The following is a 21,802-nucleotide window of genomic DNA, read 5'->3' as shown; positions in this document are numbered from 1 at the left end:
CTTCCCCGGGAAACGCCGGTACGGCGTACTTCTCACGGTAGCGGGGGCGGCCCGCGGAGTCTCCCGGCAGGAGGCAAAGCCTTCCCCAGGCAGGCGCGCGGCGACCTGCCGGCGGCGGAGCGCGCGTACGCCGCCTCAGGCGAACCGCCAGCGGGTCGCACCGTGCGGTTCGGCCGTGGCGACGCCGAACGCGACGCGCATCGAGAACCGGTAGAGGTGCCACGGCGCCGGGCCCGCGCTGGGCGCGCTGTACGGTGCCGTGATCGTGTCGCCCTCGGCGCTCGCCGGCCAGCCGTGCTCGGCGTACAGGGCGGCCACGCGCTCCACCGTGGCGGCGTCGGTGACCCGGTGCGCGGTGCCTTCGAGGTTCAGGTCGATGCCGTCGAGCCGGACGGAGACGGTGCAGTTCGGATCGGCGCTCAGGTTGCGGGCCTTGCGGGCGCCGGGGCCGGTCGTGAAGTGGAGGGCGCCGTCGTACCAGATGGCGCCGACGCCCGCGGCGTGCGGCCGGCCGTCGGGCCGTACGGTGCCGAGGAACCAGGTGATGTCCGCCCCCGCCGAGCTGGAGAGCACGGCGTGGGCGCGGTCCCAGGGCAGCGGGTCGTGGTCGTAGCGGTCGAGGTTGGTGACTTCGACGGGCAGGTGCTCGGTCATCGGAACCCTCCGGGCGTCGTGCGGTGAGTCGGTCATGTGAACAGACCGGCTGGCGGGGCGGAACTCATCGGTGGGCAGTTGTCATACGAGTGATGGCTTCGTATGATGACTGACAACATCGCCTACCCCACTTGGACCGCCATGGCCGCCGACCGCATCCGCCACGTCTCGCTCTCCTCCGTCACGCTTCCGCTCGACGTCCCCGTCAGTGACGCCAAGGTCCTCACCGGGCGGCAGAAGCCGATGACCGAGATCGCCTTCCTCTTCGCCGAGATCACGACCGAGGACGGCCACGAGGGCACCGGTTTCAGCTACTCCAAGCGGGCGGGCGGCCCCGCGCAGTACGCCCACGCCAAGGAGGTCGGGGCGAACCTGATCGGCCAGGACCCCTCCGACATCGGCAAGGTGTACGACACCCTGCTGTGGGCGGGCGCCTCGGTCGGCAGGTCCGGTGTCGCCACGCAGGCGCTGGCCGCCGTCGACGTGGCGCTGTGGGACCTGAAGGCGAAGCGGGCGGGGCTGCCGCTGGCCAAGCTGCTGGGGTCCTACCGCGACTCGGTCCGGACGTACAACACCTCGGGCGGCTTCCTGCACGCGCCCATCGAGGAGGTCAAGGCCCGCGCCACCCAGTCGCTCAAGGACGGCATCGGCGGGATCAAGATCAAGGTCGGCCAGCCCGACACCAAGGAGGACCTGCGGCGGCTGGCCGCGGTGCGCGAGCACCTCGGCGACGACGTGCCGCTCATGGTGGACGCCAACCAGCAGTGGGACCGGCCCACGGCGCTGCGGTTCGGGCGGGCGGTGGAGGAGTTCGGGCTCGTCTGGATCGAGGAGCCGTTGGACGCCTACGACGCCGAGGGGCACGCGCAGCTGGCCGCCGCCCTCGACACGCCCATCGCCACCGGCGAGATGCTCTCCAGCGTGGCCGAGCACGTCCGCCTCATCGAGGCCCGCGCCGCCGACATCATCCAGCCGGACGCCCCGCGCGTCGGCGGCATCACGCCCTTCCTGCGCCTGGCCACCCTCGCCGACCATGCGGGGCTGCAGCTGGCGCCGCACTTCGCCATGGAGATCCACCTCCACCTGGCCGCCGCCTACCCGCGCGAGCCCTGGGTCGAGCACTTCGAATGGCTCAACCCGCTGTTCAACGAGCGGCTCGAGACCCGCGACGGCCGCATGATCGTCCCCGACCGGCCGGGGCTCGGGTTCACGCTCAGCGAGCAGTGCCGCGAGTGGACCGTGGACAGCGTCGAGTTCGGGAAGGCCTGAGACCCATGGGTGACCGTGTCGCGTCGGTGCGGTTCGGCCACTACGCCGTGCCGCTGGCGCATCCGGTGAGCGATGCCAAGGTCGCCACGGGGCGCCAGCGGCCCCTGGCCGCGATCGACGTGCTGACCTGCGAGATCACGACGGACGACGGGCTCGAGGGGCTCGGGTTCTCGTACACGACGCGGGCGGGCTGCCGCGCGCAGTTCGCCCACGCGAGAGAGGTCGGGGCGAACCTGATCGGCCAGGACCCGTCCGACATCGGCAAGGTGTACGACTCCCTGCTGTGGGCGGGCGCGTCGGTGGGGCGTTCCGGTGTCGCCACGCAGGCGCTGGCCGCCGTCGACGTGGCGCTGTGGGATCTGAAGGCGAAGCGGGCGGGGCTGCCGCTGGCCAAGCTGCTGGGGTCCTATCGGGACTCGGTGCGGACGTACAACACCTCGGGCGGCTATCTGCAGGCGCCGATCGAGGAGGTCAAGGAGCGGGCCGGGCACTCGCTGAAGGACGGCATCGGCGGGATCAAGATCAAGGTGGGCCAGCCCGACACCCGGGAGGACCTGCGGCGGCTGGCCGCGGTGCGCGAGCATCTCGGGGATGACGTGCCGTTGATGGTGGACGCCAACCAGCAGTGGGACCGGGCGACGGCGTTGCGGTTCGGGCGGGCGGTGGAGGAGTTCGGGCTCGTCTGGATCGAGGAGCCGCTGGACGCCTACGACGCCGAGGGGCACGCGCAGCTGGCCGCCGCCCTCGACACGCCCATCGCCACCGGCGAGATGCTCTCCAGCGTGCCCGACCTCGTGCGGCTCATCGAGCTGCGCGCAGTCGGCTTCCTGCAGCCCGACGTGCCGCGGGTGGGCGGCATCACGCCCTATCTCAAGGTCGCCGCGCTGGCCGACCACGCGCACCTGCAGGTCGCGCCGCACTTCGTGATGGAGATCCACGTCCACCTGGCCGCCGCCTACCCGCGCGAGTCCTGGGTGGAGCACATCGAGTGGCTGTCGCCGCTGTTCGAGGAGCGGCTGGAGATCGAGGGAGGGCGCATGATCGTTCCCGACCGTCCGGGGCTCGGCCTCAGCCTCGCCGGCGGGGCCGCGGACTGGCGGCTCGACCAGGTCGAGTTCCGTACGGCGGCCGGGTAGGTTGTCACCCGTGCCGCCAGATCAGAGGCTCGACCGCGACAGCGGGCGCGGGCTCGCGCATGAGCTCGTCGAACGGCTCAAGTCGCGCATCCTCGCCGGCGAGATCGAGCCCGGCCAGAAGCTGCCGACGGAGTCCTCGCTCGTCGAGGAGTTCGGCGTGAGCCGCACGGTGGTCCGCGAGGCCATCTCGCGGCTCCAGGCGGCCGGGCTGGTCGAGACGTTCCAGGGGCGGGGCTCGTTCGTGCTGGCGCTGCCCGCCTCCACGGCCTTCTCGGTCGAGCCCTCCCAGATCCGCACCCATCGCGACGTCCTCGACATGATCGACTTCCGGATCGGCGTCGAGTCGGAGTCGGCGGGGCTGGCCGCCGAGCGCCGCACCGACCTGCAGCTGAAGGCCATCGAGCGGGCCCTGGTCGACCTCGGGCGCTCCGGCGAGCAGCCCAGCAGCGCCGTCGAGGCCGACTTCCAGTTCCATCTCAAGATCGCGCTGGCCTCGGGCAACCGGTTCTACTCCGACCTGCTGGCGTCCTTCGGGCCCATGGTGATCATGCTGCCGCGCACGCGGCTGGAGCACGCGTACACGGTGTCCAACGCCACCCACCTCACGCGGGTGACGCTGGAGCACGAGAACATCTACCGCGCCATCGCCGACCGCGACGCGGCGGCGGCGCGGGCCGCGATGCGGCTGCACCTGTCCAACTCGCGCGCCCGCCTCCAGACCCCGTAGCGGGCGCTCGGGGGCGCGTCGGGACGGCTGCGTCTGCGGAGTCGCGGGGAGCGGGTGGTTGCCGGTCGGGTGGGATGCGCGACTGTGGGCGTCCCACGGCGCGCGGACCTGCGCGCCCGAGGTGGGCGAGGCGCGTGGCCGGACCCGGCAGAGCGCCGGCTGCGCCGCGTGCACGGCCCGGAGCTGACCGGCCCAGAGCTGACCGGCCCGGCGGCGCTGGCCGGCGGTGATACGTTTCGGGCCCGTGTCCAGGGTTTCTCCGCGCCCGTGAAGTGATCAGTTGTCTGGCACACTGAGTCCCTTGACATCCTGCCCCTCGTAAACGAGGGGGATTCCAACCGTCGCCGGTCGGTCTTCCTGCTTCACCGCCGGTCGCCCGCCCGAGAGGACTCTCGTTGAGGTCTTACACCAGCTCCACAGGCGTTTCAGCTCTCCGCCAGCCCGGCGGCGAGCATGTTCTTGGCCGCGTTCACGTCCCTGTCGTGGACCGCCCCGCACACGCAGGTCCACTCCCGGACGTTCAGCGGCATCGCCTCTTGCAGGACGCCGCACGCAGAGCACAGTTTGCTGGACGGGAACCAGCGATCCACCGCCACCAGCGTGCGCCCGTACCAGGCTGCTTTGTACTCCAGCATCGACCGCAACTCCCGCCAGGACGCATCCGAGATGGTGCGGGCCAGCGAACGGTTTTTGACCATGTTGCGGACGGTCAGGTCTTCCACGGCGATCACTTGGTTCTCGCGAACAAGCCGTGTGGTGACCTTGTGCAGGTGATCGCGTCTGCGGTCGGTGATCCGGGCGTACACCCGAGCCACCTTGAGCCGGGCCCTGGCCCGGTTGTTCGAGCCCTTCTCCTTGCGAGCGAGCGAGCGCTGGGCTTTGGCCAGCTTGCGCCGATCGCGGCGCTCGTGACGCGGGTTGACGATCTTCTCGCCGGTGGAGAGTGTGGCCAGGGCGGTGATGCCCGCATCCACCCCCACGTTGCGCTCGACCGGTGCCAGCGGCGCGATCGCCTCCTCGACCAGGATGGACACGTACCACCGCCCGGCCGCGTCTTTGGACACGGTCACCGTGGAGGGCTCCGCGCCCGGGGGAAGGGGGCGCGACCACACGATGTCCAGCGCCGCGTCCATCTTCGCCAGCGTCAACCGGCCCTCGCGCCAGCGGAACGCCGAGCGGGTATACTCCGCCGACAGCCGCGACTTCTTGCGCGACTTGAACGTGGGGTACTTGGCGCGTTTGGCGAAGAAGTTCGCGAACGCCGCCTGCAGATGCCGCAGCGCCTGCTGCAACGGCACCGACGACACCTCCGACAGGAAGTCGTACTCGCCACCGCGCTTCCACGCCGTCAGCGCGGCCGACGACTCCACGTAGGAGACCCGGCGCCCTTCCAGCGCGTAGGCGCGGGTGCGCTCTTCCAACGCCTTGTTGTAGACCAGGCGCACGCAGCCGAACGTCCGGGCGAGCTCTTCAGCCTGCTCGGCGGTCGGGTGGAAGCGGTACTTGTAGGCCCGCTTCACAGTCTGCGCCACGCCTCACATCCTCGCACGATCAGGCAATTCTCGCGCGGATGTTCGATACGGCGGTCCGCCTGGTAGTCAATCGCCTCACCCTGCCCTGCTCCGCAGAAGTCCAATTCCTCCTCCGCCTGAAGGCGGAGGTCTCCTTGGAGGCACCCGATGAGTGGACGAGGTCGCCCACCGGACCCCGACCTGGAGGCGCGGGTGCACGCCGCCGCCCTCGAACTGTACGGCGAGGTCGGCTGGGCCGGGTTCAGCTTCGACGTACTCGCCCGCAGGGCCCGTGTGGGCAAGGCCGCTCTGTACAACAGGTGGGGGAGCAAGGAGAGGCTGATCGTCGACGCGCTGACCGCCGGGCTCCAGCAGGACCCGTTCGACACGCAGTCGGGATCGCTGCGCACGCAACTGATCCGGATGGCCACGGGGACCCTCAACGGCTATCTGACGCCGAGGGGCCTCGTCTACCTCAGGGCGCAGGTCGAGGCCAGGGTCTACCCCGAGCTGTTCGGGCAGGCGCTGGAGAGGTTCCAGCGCGAACGCATCAAGGTCGGCCGCGCCATCGTGCTCAACGCCGTCGCCCGCGGCGAACTTCCGCCCGGCACCTCGCCCGCGCTCGTCCTCGACGCGGTCGCCGGCATGCTGACCAACCACTTCCTGTCGACGCCGATCAGCCAGATGCCGGCCCTGATCGCGCGCAAGGACAAGTACGTCGAGGAGACCGTGGACTTCGTGCTGTCCAGGGTCGATTACCGGGCGCCGGAGCAGTACGCCTGACTCCGGGCCGCCGCGGGCGCGCCCGACCCACCATTGACAGGGATGGGGAGACGTCTTAGCTTGCTTATTGCAGACGTATTTCGTCTAAATTAACTACCGGTACCACCCACCTCGCCCAGGGCTTTCCCTCCTGGCCATCGCGGAGTTCCCTCGAAGCCGCTCACGCCTCCCGGCGAAGCAGCGCGACCCCCCAAGCACGAAGCCGGCATCGGCATTACTTCACCATCCCCCTTTTGGCCTCCCGGGAGGAGCCCATCATGGTGAGCGAGCGTGTCACACCCGAACCGATCACCGCGCACGGCGCAGAGACCAGGAACCGTCCGGTTATGGCCTGGGGCATGACCGCGATGCTGCTCGGCGTCATGCTGATCGCCTACCTGGACAAGGCGATCCTCGGCCTCGTCGCCCAGCCGGCCATGGCCGAGCTGGGGCTGTCGGCCGCCGAGTTCGGCGCCATCAGCAGTGCCGCGGGCCTGCTCGGCCCGCTGTCGGTGCTTCTTTACGCGCTGGTCGCCGACCGGCTGCCCGTCAAGGCGACCCTCTTCACCGTCGTCGTCATCTGGTCGCTGCTCCAGTTGCCCGTCTTCTTCGCCGCGTCGGGCGCGCTGCTCCTGGTCACGCGCTTCATGCTCGGCGCGGCCGAGGGCCCGGCGACGCCGGCGGCGTACACGACCGCCTACTCCTGGTGGCCGAACGAACGGCGCGGGCTGCCCACGGCGTTGCTGACGACGGGGGCGTCGTTCGGCAAGCTGATCTTCGCCCCGCCGCTGGCACTCATCATCGCCGCCTTCGGCTGGGAGACGGGCTTCGTCGCGGTCGCGATCCTGGGCCTCGCCTGGGCCGTGGGCTGGCTGTTCATCGGGCGGGAGGGACCCCACGGCCAGGCCGCCGCCGGGCGCGCCGCCGGGCCGGTCGCGGAGGCCGCGTCGCGGGCGCCCATCCGCTCCATCCTCCTTACGGGCACCTTCGCCGGCTTCGTGGCCGCGAGCACCGCCTCGGCGATGCTCGCGATCGTGGTCCTCACCTGGCTGCCGTCCTACTTCCAGGTGAGCCTGGGCTTCTCCGCGGTGGCGGCGGGCTCGCTGTTCGGCGTGCCGAGCATCGCCGCCATGGTGTTCCTGTACGGGTTCGGCGCCTGGAGCGACCGGATGCTGAAGAGAGGGACGGCGGCCCGCCGCGCCCGCGGGTTGCTGGGCGGTGCGCTGCTCGCGCTGGGCGGTGTCTTCCTCGCCGCCCTGCCCCTCTCCTCCGGGGTGGCGGTCCCCATTGCCCTGCTGATGCTCGGCTACGGGCTGGCCATCAGCGTCAACGCCGTGGTCAACCCGGTTCTCGTCCAGATCGTGCCGGCCGGGCAGCAGCGCAGCGTCCTGTCGATCGGGCTGGCCGTGACCGGCGTCCTGGCGGCCGCCGGGCCGTTGATCACGGGCCACGTACTCGACGGCGCCCGCGCGACGGACACCCTCGCCGACGGCTACACCACGGTCTTCGTGCTGACGGGCGTCGTCGCCCTCGCGGGAGGGGCGCTGTTCGCCCTGCTGGTGAATCCCGAGCGGGACGCGGCGAAGGTGGAGGCGGCCCGGGTCGCACGCGGATCGAAGGGTGCCTGAACGTCTTTACAGACGGCTTTCGTCTACATAAATCGCGGGTGCGAAAGGAGCGGAACATGTCGATGAACCTCGATGCCATCGGGCAGACCTGGGAATCGGGCGAGCATACGTGGACCTCGAAAGACGCCATCCTGTACGCCTTGGGAGTCGGCGCCGGAGCGCAGGATCCACCGGCCGAGCTCTCGTTCACCACCGAGAACTCACACGGGGTCACCCAGCAGGTGCTGCCCACGTTCGTCGTGGTGATCGGCGGAGGCGGCGGCAACCAGGGCCCCAAGCTGGGTGACTTCGACTTCTCGCAGGTGCTCCACGCCGAGCAGTCGATCCGGCTGGAAGGTCCCCTGCCCGTGAACGGCCGGGTGCGCTCGACCTCCCGCCTGGTGAACATCTACGACAAGGGCAGCGGCGCACTGGCCGTCCTGGAGTCCTCCATCGTCGCCGCCGACACCGGCCGGCCGGTCGCCGAGGTCAGCAACGGCGTCTTCGTCCGCGGCGAGGGCGGGTTCGGCGGAGAGCGGGGCACGTCGGCCCCGTGGGAGCGGCCCGACCGCCCGGCCGATCGCGTCGTCGTCTACCCGACCCGCTCCGACCAGGCGCTGCTGTACCGGTTGAGCGGGGATCGCAACCCGCTGCACTCCGACCCGTGGTTCGCCGCCCGCGCCGGCTTCGAACGTCCCATCCTGCACGGGCTGTGCACCTACGGGTTCACCGGACGTGCCCTGCTGCACGCGCTGTGCGGCTCGGACCCGGCGGCGTTCGGCGGGATGTCGGCTCGCTTCGCCTCCCCGGTGGTGCCCGGCCAGGACCTCGCCGTGCACATCTGGGACGACGGCCGGTTCGTCACGAAGGTGGGCGACACCGTGGTGCTCGACCGCGGCATCTTCACGGGGGTGAAGCGGTGAAGCCGCAGCCCACGCCGGAGACGGCGCCGTACTGGGAGGGCGCGCGCCAGGGGGAGCTGCGGGTGCAGCGCTGCGGGGAGTGCGGGCGTCACTACTTCTACCCCCGGCCGGCCTGCCGCTACTGCGCCTCGCGTGACGTGCGGTGGGTGACGGTGTCCGGCCAGGCGCGGCTCGTGTCGTACGTCATCAACCAGCGGCCGATGCCCGGCATGGAGGGACTGTCGCCCGTGATCGCGCTGGTCGAGCTGGACGAAGGGCCGCGCCTGATGACCAACATCGTGGGGGTCGAGCCCACTCCGGAGAACCTGCCGCTGGACCTGCGACTGCGGGTCTGTTTCCAGGACGACCTGCCGGTCTTCCGGCCCGAGGAGGCGGCCGTATGAGGATGCACGGAGGCGACGTCGCGATCGTCGGGGCGGCCGAGACCGAGGAGATCGGCGTGCTGCCCGACGTCTCGATGATCGAGTTGCACGCGGGGGCCGCGCGCCGCGCGATCGAGGACGCGGGCCTGACGGCGGCGGACGTGGACGGCGTGGCCACGGCCGGCCCGCTGGCCATGGAGGTCTCCCACCACCTCGGCATCACACCGCGGTGGCTGGACGGCACCATGGTCGGCGGGTGCAGCTTCATGCTGCACGTCCGGCACGCCGCCGCCGCGATCGCGGCCGGGGCCGCCGACGTCGTGCTCATCACGCACGGCGAGTCGGGCCGGTCACGCGTGGGCGTGCCGCAGTACGGCATGAACCCGGCCTCTCCGCAGGGCCAGTTCGAGATGCCGTACGGGGCGGTGCTTCCGTACGCCACGTTCACCCTGCCCGCGCTGCGCTTCCTGCACGAGCGCGGCATGGGACGGGAGGACCTGGCCCAGGTGGTGGTCGCCCAGCGGGAGTGGGCGGCGAAGAACCCGCGCGCCATGCGCCGCGACATCGTCACCGTGGACGAGGTGCTGGCCGCGCCGCTGATCGCCTACCCGTTCACCAAGGACATGTGCTGCGTGGTCACCGACGGCGGCGGCGCGCTGGTGCTGACCAGCGCCGAACGGGCGGCCGACCTGCCCTCGGGGGCACGGGCGGTGTACCTGCTCGGGTCGGGAGAGTCGGCCGAGGGCACGATGGTCTCCCAGATGGAGGACCCGGGCTCCAGCCTGGCCTTCCGGCGTTCCAGCGCGGAGGCGTTCGCCACGGCGGGGGTGAGCCACTCCGACGTCGACCACCTGATGTGCTACGACGCCTTCGCCCACGTGCCGCTGTACATGCTCGAAGACCTCGGCTTCGTCGGCCGCGGCGAGTCGGGCGCCTTCGTCGCCGGCGGCCACACCCGCCCGGGCGGCAGGCTGCCCATGAACACCAACGGCGGCGGGCTCAGCTACACCCACACCGGCATGTACGGCATGTTCGCCATCCAGGAGTCCGTCCGCCAGCTCAGAGGCGAGGCCGACGCCCAGGTGCCCGACGTCGAGATCGGTTTCGTGCAGGGCGTGGGAATGTACTTCGCCGCCTCGGGGAGCCTGGTGCTGTCCGGCCGCAGGCCCTGACCTTCTTCAAGCGACAGAAAGGCGTGACTCGATGAGTGGTATCTGTGAGGGCCGGGTGGCGATCGTGACCGGCGCGGGGCGCGGTCTCGGCCGGGCGCACGCGCTGGAACTGGCGCGGCAGGGCGCCCACGTGGTGGTCAACGACCTCGGCGGCGCCACCGACGGCACCGGCTCCGACGCCGGCGCGGCGCAACTCGTGGTGGAGGAGATCCTGGCGGCCGGTGGCAAGGCCGTGGCCAACACCGACGACGTCGCCGACTGGGCGGGCGCCAAGCGCCTGGTGGAGCAGGCGGTGAGCGAGTTCGGCGGGCTCGACGTGCTGGTCAACAACGCCGGCATCCTGCGTGACCAGACCATCGCGTCCATGACGGAGGAGAACTGGGACGCGGTGATCCGCGTGCACCTGCGCGGCACCGCGGGGCCGACCCGGTTCGCCGCCGAGTACTGGCGGGCGCGGGCCAAGGGGAGCGGGCGGCCGCTGGATGCCCGGCTCATCAACACCACCTCGGCCTCGGGCATCTACGGCAACTTCGGCCAGTCCAACTACGGCGCGGCCAAGGCCGGCATCGCCGCGTTCACCGTCATCACGGCCTTGGAGCTCGGCCGCTACGGGGTCACCGTGAACGCCGTGGCGCCGGCCGCTTTCACCCGGCTCACCGAGAACCTGATGCCCGCCGAGCACGCCGCCGCGCTCGCCCCGGAGCACGTCTCGCCGTTGGTCGTCTGGCTGGCCAGTGCGGAGAGCGACGGCGTCACCGGGCGGGTGTTCGACGTCGGCGGGGGCCGGATCGGCGTCGCGGAGGGCTGGCGGCTCGGCCCGGAGGTGACCAGGCAGGACCTGTGGGACGCGGCGGAGCTCGGCCGCGTGATCCCCGACCTGGTCGCCAAGGCCGCGCCCAACGTCGACATGCTCGGCCGGACGCCGACCGGCGACTGATCGGGAAACCCCGCCCCTCTGGGGCATCTTGGTCCAGTGCTCGCGAAAGGACCCAGGACACGTGACACCGACCGAAGCCGCCGCCACCGGATTCTTCACCGAGGCCCTCGCCCACCCCGACCGTCCCGCCCTGATCGGCCCAGGAGAGCGTCGGCTCACCTTCGGCGAGCTGCGTACGCGCGTCAACCAAGTGTCCAACGCCCTGCGCGACCTGGGCCTCGTCCGCGGCGACGCCGTCGCCGCCATGGTCAGGAACGACTCGACGTACTTCGAACTCGTCCTGGCCACCGGGCAGATCGGCCTCTACCTGGTGCCCGTCAACACCCATCTGGCGCCGGCCGAGGCGTTGTTCATCGTCCACGACAGCGCCGCCAAGGTCCTCGTCGCCCACGCCGACCTGGCCGCCGAGCTCGGCGTGCCCCTCCCGCACTGCCTGGCCGTCGGCGGCCGGGCGCCGGGGTGGTCGGCGTACGAGGACCTCGGCGGGTCCGCGGACGAGCCCGCGGACCGGACCGCCGGTCTGATCATGGGCTACACCTCGGGCACCACCGGACGGCCCCGGGGCGTCAAGCGGTCGCTGCCCGACATCACCCCCGAGCACCTGGCCGCGATGTCGTCAGGGTTGAGCCGCATGTGCGGCGTGGCCGGTGGCGAAGGGGTCCACCTGGTCACTTCTCCGCTCTACCACGCGGCGCCCGGCTCGTTCGCGATGTCGGCCCTGCATCAAGGCCACACCGTGGTCGTCCACGAGCGGTTCGACGCCGAGGCGACGCTGCGCGACATCGAGCGGTACCGGGTGACCACGAGCCACCTGGTGCCCACCCACTTCCACCGCATGCTGCGCCTGCCCGCGGCCGTCCGGGAACGGTACGACCTGTCCAGCCTGCGCTCGCTGGTGCACGCGGGCGCCCCCTGCCCGGTCGAGGTCAAACGGCGGATGATCGACTGGGTGGGCCCGATCGTGTGGGAGTACCTCGGCGCCACCGAGGGGCTGGTGAGCATCGTCGGCTCGCGGGAGTGGCTGGAGCGGCCGGGCACGGTGGGCCGGCCCTTCCCCGGGTTCACGGTCCGGCTGCTCGACGAGAGCGGCGCCGAGGTGCCGGTCGGGGAGGCGGGCACGATCTACTTCGGCGGCTCCGGCACGTTCGAGTACCACAACGACCCGGACAAGACCCGCGCCGGCCGCACCCGGGGCCTGTTCACCGTCGGGGACATCGGCCGCTTCGACGCCGACGGCTACCTGTACCTCCTGGACCGGCGCACCGACCTCATCCTGTCCGGCGGCGTGAACGTCTACCCGGCGGAGATCGAGCAGCACCTGATCACCCACCCGGCGGTGGCCGACGTGGCCGTGATCGGCGTGCCCGACCCCGAGTGGGGGCAGAGCGTGCTGGCCGTCGTCCAACCCGCCGAGGGCGCCGCCCCCGGTGAGGAGCTCGCGAACGAGCTCGCCACGCACTGCAAGGACGGGCTGGCCTCCTACAAACGTCCACGCCGTTTCGTCTTCCGCTCCGACTTCCCGCGTTCGGCGGCCGGCAAGCTGCTGCGCCGCCAACTGCGCGAGGAGTACGGCAGCGAGTAGCCCGGTCGGGTTACCAGCGGGCGGTGTTGGGGGTGAAGCCGGGCACGACCGTGCGCATGTACGCCGTGTCCTCGCGCCCGCGCTGCCCGCACCGCACGTACTGTTCGTGCAGGGCGGCCAGCGCGTCCTCGTCCAGCTCCACGCCGAGCCCCGGCCCGGCCGGCACGGCCACGCCGCCGTCGCGGAACTCCAGCGCCCCCGGCTTGACGACCTCCTCGGTCTTCCACGGGTAGTGCGTGTCGCAGGCGTAGGTGAGGTTCGGGGTCGCGGCGGCCAGGTGGGTCATCGCGGCCAGGCTCACGCCGAGGTGGGAGTTGGAGTGCATCGACAGCCCCATCCCGAACGTCTCGCAGATGCCCCCGAGCAGGGCAGAGCGGCGCAGGCCGCCCCACAGGTGGTGGTCGGACAGGACGACCTGCACGGCGTCGGCGGCGACGGCGGGCTTGAGGTGCTCGAAGGCGATGACGCACATGTTCGTGGCCAGCGGCAGGTCGGTGTGCCGGGCCACCTCCGCCATGCCGTCGATGCCGGGCGTCGGGTCCTCGAGGTATTCCAGGGCCCCGGCCAGCCGGTGCGCCACCTTGATCGAGGTGTCCACGGTCCAGGCGCCGTTGGGGTCGATGCGCAGGGCGTGGCCGGGGAAGGCGGCGGCCAGCGCCTCGACGGTCTCCACCTCGTGGCCGGGTTCGAAGACGCCGCCCTTGAGCTTGATGGCGGTGAAGCCGTACTCGTCGACCATCCGCCGGGCCTGGGCGACCATCTGCTCGGGCGTGACGCCCTCGCCCCACGAGTCCTCGTCCTGGCCAGGGTGGCCCGCCCACTTGTAGAACAGGTACGCGGAGTACGGCACCCGCTCGCGTACGGCGCCGCCGAGCAGGTCGCTCACCGGGCGGCCGAGCGTCCTGCCCTGCAGGTCGAGCAGCGCCACCTCGAAGGGCGCGGCCACGGTGTCGACGGCGCTGGAGACCTCCAGCATGCCGCCGAAGCTCGCGCCCGCGCCGCCGGTGGACCTGCCGAGCGTCTCCACGACGACGCGGCGCAGCCCGTGGACGTCGAACACGTCCAGGCCGGGCAGGGCGGCGGCCACGGCGTCCAGCCGGTCGAGATGGGCCTGGTCGGCGTACGTCTCGCCCAGCCCCACCAGCCCCGAGTCGGTGTGCGCCTGGACGATCGCGCGCAGCACGAACGGCTGGTGGACGCCGACGACGTTGAGGAGGGGCGGGTCGCGGAAGGCGACAGGCGTGACCGAGACGCGGCTGATCCGCCCGCCGTCAAGACTCACGTGCTGGATCATCTGGGAGCCTTCACGGTCAGCACCGGCACGCTGGCCTCCATGAGGATGCGCTGCGCCTCGCTGCCCAGGATGAACTTGCCCACCAGCGACCGGTGCCGCAGCCCGATGACGATGAGGGTGCCGCCCGTCTCCTTGACGAGCGCCTCGAACGTCTCCGGCAGGTCGTCGTCGTGGAGCGGCTGGCGTACCTCCGCGTCCACGCCGGCCGCCCGCGCCCGGGCGAGCAGCGCGGAAGAGGCGTCGTCGTCGATCTTGTGCTCGTCGACGGGCGCGCCGCGGCGCGGGGAGTTCACGATGATCACGCGCTCGGAGCGGAGCGCGCCCTCGCGCAGGCCGGCGTCGACCGCGGCCTCGCCCTCGGGGGTCGGCAGGTAACCGACGAGGATCGTCATGGCGTCTTCTCCTCAACTGGAACGCGGTCCGCGGCGGTCTTGCGGCGTACGGCTTTGCGGATGAGCGGCAGGAGGGCGACGACGACCACCAGGGCGAGCACCGTGCCGGAGATCGGGCGGGTGAAGAAGCCGGTCGGGTCGCCGCCGAAGATGAGCAGCGCCTGCCGCGACGAGTTCTCGATCATCGAGCCGAGGACGAACGCGAGCACCAGCGGCCCCGGCTCGAAGCCGAACTTCTTCATCAGGTAGCCCAGCACGCCGAAGGCGATGACCAGGAAGACGTCGTACACCTGGTTGTTCACGGTGTAGGCGCCGAGCAGCGTGATGAGCACGGTGATCGGGGCCAGGATCGCGGGGCGCACGCGCAGGATCTTCACGAAGACGCCGACCATCGGGATGCTCATGATGAGCAGCAGGATGTTGCCGATGTACATCGAGTTGATGACGCCCCAGAAGACGTCGGGGTGCTCGGTGACGAGCTGCGGCCCCGGCTGGATGCCCTGGATGAGCAGCGCCCCGAACATCAGCGCCATCGTCGCGTTCGCCGGGATGCCGAGCGTCAGCAGCGGGATGAAGGACGAGGTGGCGGCGGCGTTGTTGGCGGTCTCGGGGGCGGCCACGCCCTCGACTGCGCCCTTGCCGAAGCGTTCGGGCTGCTTGGCGCGGCGCTTCTCGAACGCGTACGCGGCCAGCGACGACAGCACCGCGCCGCCGCCGGGCAGGACGCCCAGCACGAACCCGATGACAGAGCCGCGCCCGATCGCACCCTTGGCCTGGCCGAGGTCCTGGCGCGACGGCCACACGTTGCCGACCTTGGCCGGCGCGTGCACCTGGTTGTGCCGCTCCTCGAGGTTGTAGAGGATCTCGCTGAGGCCGAACAGGCCCATGGCGATCGGGATGAAGTCGATGCCCTCGGCGAGGTTGAGGCTGTCGAAGGTGAACCGCTCGGCGCCGGTGAAGGTGTCGCGGCCGACGGTCGCGATGAGCAGGCCGATGCAGGCCGCGATGATCGCCTTGAGCTTGTTGCCGTTGCCGACCGAGGAGATGAGCAGCACGCCGAGCACGCCCAGCGCCGCGTACTCGGGCGGGCCGAAGTCGAGCGCGAAGCCGGCGACGACCGGGGCCAGGATCGTCAGGCCGATGATCGAGACGGTGCCGCCGATGAAGGAGCCGATGGCGGCGATGCCGAGCGCGGTGCCCGCTTTGCCCTGTCTGGCGAGGGCGAACCCGTCGAAGACGGTGACGACGGAGGACGCCTCGCCGGGCAGGCGGAGCAGGACCGAGGTGATGGTCCCGCCGTACTGGGCGCCGTAGAAGATGCCGGCCAGCATGATGATCGCGGAGACCGGCCCGATGCCGTACGTGATCGGCAGCAGGATGGCGATCGTCGCGCCGGGTCCGAGCCCGGGGAGCACGCCGATCAGCATGCCGATGATCACGCCGATGAGGCAGTAGAGCAGGTTGGCCGGCTCCATGACGACGCCGAAGCCGTTGAGGATGGGGGAGATGTCCATGGGGTCTTCTCAGATGAGGCGCGGGAGCGGGACCTGGAGCAGCACGACGAAGAGCAGGTAGAACGCCGCCACCGTGGCCACGCTGACCACGATGGAGGTGCGCCACGACTCCTTGCCCAGCCACCGCAGCCAGACGAACACCAGCAGCAGGGAGGGGATCTCGAAGCCGATCAGCGGCAGCAGCCAGGCCAGCAGGATGAGCGTCGCCAGGCCGGCCGCGGTGAGCAGGCTCGCCTTCGAGAACCGTTCGGTGTCCTCGAGCTTGCGGCCGGTGACGACGAGCACCGCCGACAGCACGACGATGACGACGCTGATGGCGAACGGCCACAGGCCGGGGCCCGGCTGGGTCAGGCGGCCGAGCCCGAGCGCGACCGAGCCGATCGCCCCGGCGACGCCGACGGCCAGCGCCGCCAGGGCCGCGCCGATCTGCGAGATGGGGCCGGCGTGCGGCGGCCGGCTCTCGTCGGCGACCTCTTCAACAGGTGCGGACTGGAGAGGACCGGGCTCGCGAGGCCCCGCCTCCAGAGGGTCAGACATGGACATGCTCGCTCCTAGGGGGACTATCCGGCCAGGCTGATGCCGAACTTGCTCAGCTGCTCCTTGTACGTGGCGGTGTCCTTCTGCAGGGAGTCGAGGACCTCCTGCGGGGAGACCTCCATCGGAGTGAGCGAGTTGTCCTCGTTGAACTTCTTGTACTCAGGCGTGGCGAACGTCTTCTTTGCCGCGTCCAGCAGGCGGGCCTTGACGTCCTCGGGCGTGCCCTTGGGCGCGGTCAGGAAGCGGTACTGCGTCACCAGGACGTCGAAGCCCTGCTCCTTGGCCGTCTTCACATCCGGCATGAAGGGGATGCGCTGATCGGAGAAGACCGCGAGCGGGACGAGCTTGCCGGCCTTGACGTTCTCGATGGCCTCGCCGATCTGCATGGTGGAGACGTCCACCTGGTTGCCCAGCAGGGCGGTCAGCGCGGGGGCGCCGCCGTCGAAGGGCACGGCCGTGGCCTCGATGCCGGCGGTCTTGAAGGTCAGCGCGGAGGCGAGCTGGGCGCCCGTGCCGACGCCGGTCGTGCCGTAGCGGATGGTCTTGCCGGCCTTCTTCATGTCCTCGATGGACTTGTAGCCGGACTGGGCGTTGGTCGCCATGACGTAGTCGTCACGCGAGACGCCGGTGATGACGTCGAACGAGTCGATCTTCGTGGCCTCGGCCGGGGAGACCGTGAGCGGCGTGATGGTGAACAGGGACGCGTTCTGGACGGCGATCTTGTAACCGTCGGCCTTGGCGGACTGGAGCTCCTTGGCGTTGAGCGCGCCGTTCGCGCCGGGCTTGTTCAGCACCGGGGCGGAGACGCCGAGGTCCTTGCCCATGCCCAGGGCCAGCGCCCGGGTGATGAGGTCGGTCGAGCCGCCCGCGGACGCGCCGACGCTGAACTCGATGTTGCCCGTCGGATATTTACCGTCACCGCCGCCGGAGGACGTGGTCTTGACACCGCCGCACGCCGTCAGCGCGAGCGCGGCGACGCCACCGATGACACCCGCGAGGATGCGGCGGGGGGTCGTCCGGGATGTCGGCATGGACTTCTCCTTATGTACGAGCGGTGTGTATGGAGGTTACGGGGTGGTTTCCGCTCTGTAGTTCTCCGGAGACTAGGGACCAGCCTCGATGCCTGTCCAGGCTCAATTCGGTATCAGGTGATACTCTGCAGGCATCATGCTAACACTGGATCAGATCCGGGCATTCGTGGCGGTCGCCGAGGAGCTCCATTTCGGCCGGGCCGCTGATCGACTCCGCATGACGCAGCCGCCGCTCAGCCGCCACATCCAGAAGCTGGAGCGCGCGATCGGCGTCATCCTCCTGGAACGCGACAATCGCCGCGTCGTGCTCACCGACGCCGGGCGCGGCTTCCTGGAGGACGCGCGGCGCATGCTCTCGCTCGTCGACACCGCGGGCGACCGGGCCCGCCGCATCGCCAAGGGCGCCGCGGGCACCGTACGGCTCGGCTTCACCGCGGTCTCGGCCATCAGCATGCTCGGCACGATCCTGCGCCGTCTCACGGAGCAACTGCCGGAGATCGACGTCATCCTCCACGAGCGGGTGACCGCCGGGCAGGTCGACGGCATCCTGCGCGGCGAGCTCGACCTGGGCCTGGCCCGGCCGCCCTTCGACATCGCCACGCTCGACTCCCGGGTGGTCTTCCGCGAGCCGCTGTGCGCCGTGGTCCCCGTCGGGCACCCGCTGGCCGACCTCGGCCGGCCGCTCGCGCCGGACGACTTCGACGGCCTGCCGGTCATCAGCTACAACCCCGTACAGTCGCGTTACTTCCACGAGCTGACCGTCCGGTTCCTCACCAACGCCCACCCCAGGATCGAGCAGCAGGTGCACCAGATCCTCACCGCCGCCCTGCTCGTGGCCGCCGGCCGGGGCGTGGCGCTGGCGCCGGCCAGCGCGCGCTCGCTCGGCATCGACGGCATCGTCTTCTGCGATCTCATCCGGGGCGGCGGCGACCCGCTCGACAAAGGCGACGGCGTCGCGGGCAAGCCGGTGGAGCTGCACGTCATCTGGGACCGCGGCTCCACCAACCCCGCCCTGTGGCGCGTCCTCGAACTGCTGCCCGAGCCCGGGAAGGACGATGCTCGTTCGGTATCGCCAGATACAGAATCGCACTTGGACAGGAATCCACCCTCCTTCCTAGCCTGACGGCATCAACCTTTACCGGCGGTGCGGGGGATCCCACGGGCCGCGTGTCAGCAGAGGACGTTCATGCCGAATTACTCGCCCCAGGAGCTCGCCGACCAGCTCAAGAGCGGGCTGCTGTCGTTCCCGGTCACCCATTTCACGCAGGAGCTGGAGTTCGACGAGGCGGGTTACCGCGACCACCTGTCCTGGTTGAGCGCGTTCCCGGTGGCCGGCCTGTTCGCGGCGGGGGGCACCGGCGAGGGCTTCTCGCTGACCGCCGCCGAGATCGACCAGGTGGTGCGGGCGGCGGTCAGCGAGGTGAACGGCAAGCTGCCGGTCGTGGCTCCCGCCACCGGCGGCACCGCGAGCGCCGTCGCGCAGGCCAGGGCCGCCGAGGCCGCCGGGGCCGACGGGCTGCTGCTCATGCCTCCCTACCTCACGGAGGCGGGCCAGGCGGGCCTGGTGGAGCACGTCTCGGCGGTGTGCCGCGCCACCGGCCTCGGCGTGATCGTCTACAGCCGGGCCAACGCGGTCCTGAACGACCGCTCGGTCGAGGCCCTGGCCGAGCGCAACCCGAACCTCGTCGGGTTCAAGGACGGCGTCGGCAACATCGAGAACCTCACCCGCATCTACGCCACCGTCGGCGACCGCCTGGCCTACATCGGGGGCCTGCCCACGGCCGAGACGTTCGCGCTGCCGCTGCTGCAGCTCGGCATGAGCACCTACTCCTCGGCGATCTTCAACTTCGTGCCGCAGTACGCGCTCGACTTCTACGCCGACGTGCGCGCCCAGGACCGGGACGCCGTCTACCGGCGGATCAAGGAGTTCGTGCTCCCGTACCTGGACATCCGCGACCGGCAGAAGGGATACGCCGTCTCGATCATCAAGGCGGGCCTGGCCGCCGTCGGGCGCCCGGCGGGCCCCGTCCGGCCGCCGCTGCAGAACCTCACCGACGGCGAGGCCGCCGAGCTGGCCGCCCTCATCAACAAGATCAGCTAGGGCGCCATGTCTCCCACCATCCAGCGCGTCGAGGTCGTCCCGGTGGCCGGGTACGACAGCATGCTGCTCAACCTCAGCGGCGCCCACGGCCCGTTCTTCACCCGCAACGTCGTCATCACCACCGACTCCGACGGGCGTACCGGCCTCGGCGAGGTGCCCGGCGGCGAGGCGATCCGGCGGACCGTCGAGGAGGCGGGCGCGCTGCTGGCCGGCGAGCCCGTGGCCCGGTACCGGAGCCTGCTGCGGTCGGTGTCGGCGCGCTTCGCCGACCGGGACGCCGGCGGGCGCGGCGCCCAGACCTTCGACCTGCGCACCACCGTGCACGCGGTCACCGGCCTGGAGTCCACCCTGCTCGACCTGCACGGCCAGTACCTGGGCCTGCCGGTGGCCGACCTGCTCGGCGAGGGGCGTCAGCGGGACCGGGTGCCGATGCTGGGCTACCTGTTCTACGTCGGCGACCCGGGCAGGACCGACCTGCCCTACCGGGTGGACGACGCGGGCCAGGACCGCTGGTCCAGGCTGCGCCGCCAGGAGGCGCTCACGCCCGAGGCGGTCGTCGCGCTGGCCGAGGCCGCCCAGGAGCGGTACGGCTTCGCCGACTTCAAGCTCAAGGGCGGGGTGCTGACCGGCGAGGAGGAGATCGAGGCGGTCACGGCGCTGGCCCGCCGCTTCCCCGAGGCCCGCGTCACCCTCGACCCGAACGGCGGCTGGCTGCTCGCCGACGCCGTACGGCTGTGCCGTGGGCTGGGCGGCGTCCTGGCCTACGCCGAGGACCCGTGCGGGGCCGAGGGCCGGTTCTCCAGCCGGGAGACGATGGCCGAGTTCCGGCGGGCCACCGGGCTGCCCACCGCGACGAACATGATCGCCACCGACTGGCGGGAGATGGCCCACGCCGTACGCGCGGGCGCGGTGGACATCCCGCTGGCCGACCCGCACTTCTGGACCATGGCCGGCTCCGTCCGCGTCGCCCAGCTCTGCCACGACTTCGGGCTGACCTGGGGCTCCCACTCGAACAACCACTTCGACATCTCGCTGGCGATGTTCACGCACGTCGGAGCGGCGGCCCCGGGGGAGATCACGGCGCTGGACACGCACTGGATCTGGCAGGACGGCCAGGCCCTCACGACCAGCCCGTTCCAGATCGAGGACGGCGCCATCGAGGTGCCGACGGGCCCCGGGCTCGGCGTCGAGCTCGACCGCGCGGCCCTGGCCGAGGCCCACGAGCTCTACCTCCGCCACGGCCTCGGCGCCCGCGACGACTCCGTGGCCATGCAGTATCTGGTGAAGGACTGGGTCTTCGACCCGAAGCGCCCCTGCCTCGTCCGCTGACGGCTTCTGCGGCGTCCACTTCTGCAGCGTCCACTTCTGCGGGGTCCCCTTCTGCAGGGTCCACGCCGACCGGCCCATGACGGCTGGCCTAAGGTTGGCCTCATGGGCATGGTCGGTACGGTCGGGCTGGTGCTGCATCCCCGGCGCGACTCCAAGAAGGCGATAGACACCATCCTGCGCTGGGCCGGTGACAAGGGGGCCACCGTGCTCGGGCTGCCCGAGGAGGTGGGGCGGATCGACTGCACCGCCGTCCCCGTGGACGCCGAGGCGCTCGTCGACCGGGCCGACCTGCTGGTCGGGCTGGGCGGCGACGGCACGATGCTGCGGACCATGCGGCTGCTGGCCGGCCGGCCCACGCCCATTCTGGGGGTGAATCTCGGCAAACTCGGCTTCCTCGCCGAGATCGACGTGGACGAGCTGGCCGACACGCTGTCGGCCATCGACGACCACCGCTACACGATCGAGCCGCGCATGGCGATCAAGAGCCGGCTCGCGGGCACGGACGTGACCGCGTTCAACGACATCGCGCTCGTCCGGATCCCCGGCGAAGGGCTGGCCGCGATCTCCGTCACCCCGGCCGGCAGCGACTTCGTGCGCTACGCGGCCGACGCGGTGATCGTGGCGACCACCACCGGCTCGACCGCCTACAGCTTCTCGGCCGGCGGGCCCATCGTGTCGCCCCGCGTCGAGGCGGTGCTGGTGGTGCCCGCCGCCGCCCACTCGGCCTTCAACCGGGCGCTGGTGCTGCCCGCCGACGAGGAGGTCACGCTGGAGGTGCTGCCCACCAGCGGGCGGCTGGCGGTGGAGGTCGACGGGGCCGTGGTGGCCCATCTGTGCCCGGGAGACACCGTCACCGTGGCCGCGTGGCCGGGGGCGGCGAAGGTCGTCCGGCTGGGCACCACGTTCTACGAGCGGGCGCGGCGGAAGCTGCGCGTGGACGGCAGCGCCGAAGCCCTCTGATC

At 71.1% G+C, this 21,802-nt stretch carries 20 protein-coding genes and 1 pseudogene; 14 read left to right on the top strand and 7 right to left on the bottom strand.

Features of this window, described 5'->3' with window-relative positions:
• Nucleotides 1–135: 135 nt before the first annotated feature.
• On the bottom strand, nucleotides 136–654 hold the full coding sequence (locus ABZS69_RS01075) for a pyridoxamine 5'-phosphate oxidase family protein (protein WP_355364354.1): 519 nt from the start codon (nucleotides 652–654) through the stop codon (nucleotides 136–138).
• Between the two features lie 141 nt (nucleotides 655–795).
• Here ABZS69_RS01075 and ABZS69_RS01070 point away from each other — a divergent pair, with 141 nt between their 5' ends.
• From ABZS69_RS01070 to ABZS69_RS01060, 3 genes are read left to right on the top strand one after another with little or no spacing between them, the layout of a single operon-like run.
• Entirely contained in the window at nucleotides 796–1,923 is a 1,128-nt protein-coding gene (locus tag ABZS69_RS01070; protein ID WP_355365290.1) for a mandelate racemase/muconate lactonizing enzyme family protein, read from the top strand.
• A 5-nt stretch (nucleotides 1,924–1,928) separates the two neighbouring features.
• Nucleotides 1,929–3,059, top strand: a complete 1,131-nt coding sequence (locus ABZS69_RS01065; protein ID WP_355364351.1) for a mandelate racemase/muconate lactonizing enzyme family protein — start codon at nucleotides 1,929–1,931, stop codon at nucleotides 3,057–3,059.
• Between the two features lie 10 nt (nucleotides 3,060–3,069).
• Nucleotides 3,070–3,786: a FadR/GntR family transcriptional regulator gene (locus ABZS69_RS01060; RefSeq protein WP_355364348.1), complete on the top strand. Its 717-nt coding sequence runs from the start codon at nucleotides 3,070–3,072 to the stop codon at nucleotides 3,784–3,786.
• A 276-nt stretch (nucleotides 3,787–4,062) separates the two neighbouring features.
• Here ABZS69_RS01060 and ABZS69_RS01055 read toward each other — a convergent pair.
• Nucleotides 4,063–5,318 (bottom strand): annotated as a pseudogene (locus ABZS69_RS01055) (RNA-guided endonuclease TnpB family protein).
• Between the two features lie 147 nt (nucleotides 5,319–5,465).
• On the opposite strand from ABZS69_RS01055, the gene ABZS69_RS01050 reads away from it, so the two are divergent.
• From ABZS69_RS01050 to ABZS69_RS01020, 7 genes are all read left to right on the top strand, one after another.
• The gene (locus ABZS69_RS01050) at nucleotides 5,466–6,080 is read left to right on the top strand and encodes a TetR/AcrR family transcriptional regulator (protein WP_355364345.1); all 615 of its coding nucleotides are present in this window, start codon (nucleotides 5,466–5,468) and stop codon (nucleotides 6,078–6,080) included.
• Nucleotides 6,081–6,337: 257 nt separating this feature from the next.
• Nucleotides 6,338–7,687, top strand: coding sequence for an MFS transporter (locus ABZS69_RS01045; protein ID WP_355364342.1), 1,350 nt, complete (start codon nucleotides 6,338–6,340; stop codon nucleotides 7,685–7,687).
• 56 nt (nucleotides 7,688–7,743) lie between these two features.
• Nucleotides 7,744–8,589 (top strand): MaoC/PaaZ C-terminal domain-containing protein, encoded by an 846-nt coding sequence (locus ABZS69_RS01040; protein WP_355364339.1) that lies wholly within the window; start codon nucleotides 7,744–7,746, stop codon nucleotides 8,587–8,589.
• On the top strand, nucleotides 8,586–8,972 hold the full coding sequence (locus ABZS69_RS01035; protein ID WP_355364336.1) for an OB-fold domain-containing protein: 387 nt from the start codon (nucleotides 8,586–8,588) through the stop codon (nucleotides 8,970–8,972). Before ABZS69_RS01040 ends, ABZS69_RS01035 begins: the two co-directional genes overlap by 4 nt.
• Nucleotides 8,969–10,123: a thiolase gene (locus ABZS69_RS01030; RefSeq protein ID WP_355364333.1), complete on the top strand. Its 1,155-nt coding sequence runs from the start codon at nucleotides 8,969–8,971 to the stop codon at nucleotides 10,121–10,123. Before ABZS69_RS01035 ends, ABZS69_RS01030 begins: the two co-directional genes overlap by 4 nt.
• Nucleotides 10,124–10,154: 31 nt before the next feature.
• Nucleotides 10,155–11,060, top strand: a complete 906-nt coding sequence (locus tag ABZS69_RS01025) for an SDR family oxidoreductase (RefSeq protein WP_355364330.1) — start codon at nucleotides 10,155–10,157, stop codon at nucleotides 11,058–11,060.
• Nucleotides 11,061–11,121: 61 nt separating this feature from the next.
• A complete protein-coding gene (locus ABZS69_RS01020; RefSeq protein WP_355364327.1) occupies nucleotides 11,122–12,642 on the top strand; it encodes an AMP-binding protein in 1,521 nt (506 codons plus the stop codon).
• A 10-nt stretch (nucleotides 12,643–12,652) separates the two neighbouring features.
• Here ABZS69_RS01020 and ABZS69_RS01015 read toward each other — a convergent pair whose 3' ends face one another.
• Genes ABZS69_RS01015 through ABZS69_RS00995 form a run of 5 tightly spaced genes read right to left on the bottom strand, consistent with a single transcriptional unit; the run spans nucleotide 12,653 to nucleotide 17,410 of the window.
• Nucleotides 12,653–13,924 (bottom strand): glucarate dehydratase family protein, encoded by a 1,272-nt coding sequence (locus ABZS69_RS01015; RefSeq protein WP_355364324.1) that lies wholly within the window; start codon nucleotides 13,922–13,924, stop codon nucleotides 12,653–12,655.
• An 8-nt stretch (nucleotides 13,925–13,932) separates the two neighbouring features.
• Complete coding sequence (locus tag ABZS69_RS01010; RefSeq protein ID WP_355364321.1) at nucleotides 13,933–14,328, bottom strand: universal stress protein; 396 nt, start codon at nucleotides 14,326–14,328, stop codon at nucleotides 13,933–13,935.
• Entirely contained in the window at nucleotides 14,325–15,842 is a 1,518-nt protein-coding gene (locus ABZS69_RS01005; RefSeq protein ID WP_355364318.1) for a tripartite tricarboxylate transporter permease, read from the bottom strand. Before ABZS69_RS01005 ends, ABZS69_RS01010 begins: the two co-directional genes overlap by 4 nt.
• Before the next feature lie 9 nt (nucleotides 15,843–15,851).
• Nucleotides 15,852–16,379, bottom strand: coding sequence for a tripartite tricarboxylate transporter TctB family protein (locus tag ABZS69_RS01000; RefSeq protein ID WP_355364315.1), 528 nt, complete (start codon nucleotides 16,377–16,379; stop codon nucleotides 15,852–15,854).
• A gap of 23 nt (nucleotides 16,380–16,402) precedes the next feature.
• Complete coding sequence (locus ABZS69_RS00995) at nucleotides 16,403–17,410, bottom strand: tripartite tricarboxylate transporter substrate binding protein (protein ID WP_355364312.1); 1,008 nt, start codon at nucleotides 17,408–17,410, stop codon at nucleotides 16,403–16,405.
• A gap of 136 nt (nucleotides 17,411–17,546) precedes the next feature.
• Here ABZS69_RS00995 and ABZS69_RS00990 point away from each other — a divergent pair, with 136 nt between their 5' ends.
• From ABZS69_RS00990 to ABZS69_RS00975, 4 genes are all read left to right on the top strand, one after another.
• Entirely contained in the window at nucleotides 17,547–18,533 is a 987-nt protein-coding gene (locus ABZS69_RS00990; protein ID WP_355364309.1) for a LysR family transcriptional regulator, read from the top strand.
• Between the two features lie 63 nt (nucleotides 18,534–18,596).
• Nucleotides 18,597–19,511 carry a 5-dehydro-4-deoxyglucarate dehydratase gene (gene kdgD, locus ABZS69_RS00985; protein ID WP_355364306.1) on the top strand — a complete coding sequence of 305 codons (915 nt, stop codon included), beginning with the start codon at nucleotides 18,597–18,599 and terminating at the stop codon, nucleotides 19,509–19,511.
• A 6-nt stretch (nucleotides 19,512–19,517) separates the two neighbouring features.
• Complete coding sequence (locus ABZS69_RS00980; RefSeq protein WP_355364303.1) at nucleotides 19,518–20,840, top strand: enolase C-terminal domain-like protein; 1,323 nt, start codon at nucleotides 19,518–19,520, stop codon at nucleotides 20,838–20,840.
• A gap of 102 nt (nucleotides 20,841–20,942) precedes the next feature.
• On the top strand, nucleotides 20,943–21,800 hold the full coding sequence (locus ABZS69_RS00975) for an NAD(+)/NADH kinase (protein ID WP_355364300.1): 858 nt from the start codon (nucleotides 20,943–20,945) through the stop codon (nucleotides 21,798–21,800).
• Nucleotides 21,801–21,802: the final 2 nt, after the last annotated feature.

It is taken from the genome of Nonomuraea sp. NPDC005650 (genome assembly GCF_040605375.1).
In the GTDB taxonomy this organism is placed as follows: Bacteria; Actinomycetota; Actinomycetes; order Streptosporangiales; family Streptosporangiaceae; genus Nonomuraea.
Note: the sequence above shows the minus strand (reverse complement) of the source record. Positions and strands in the feature narration are given on the sequence as shown.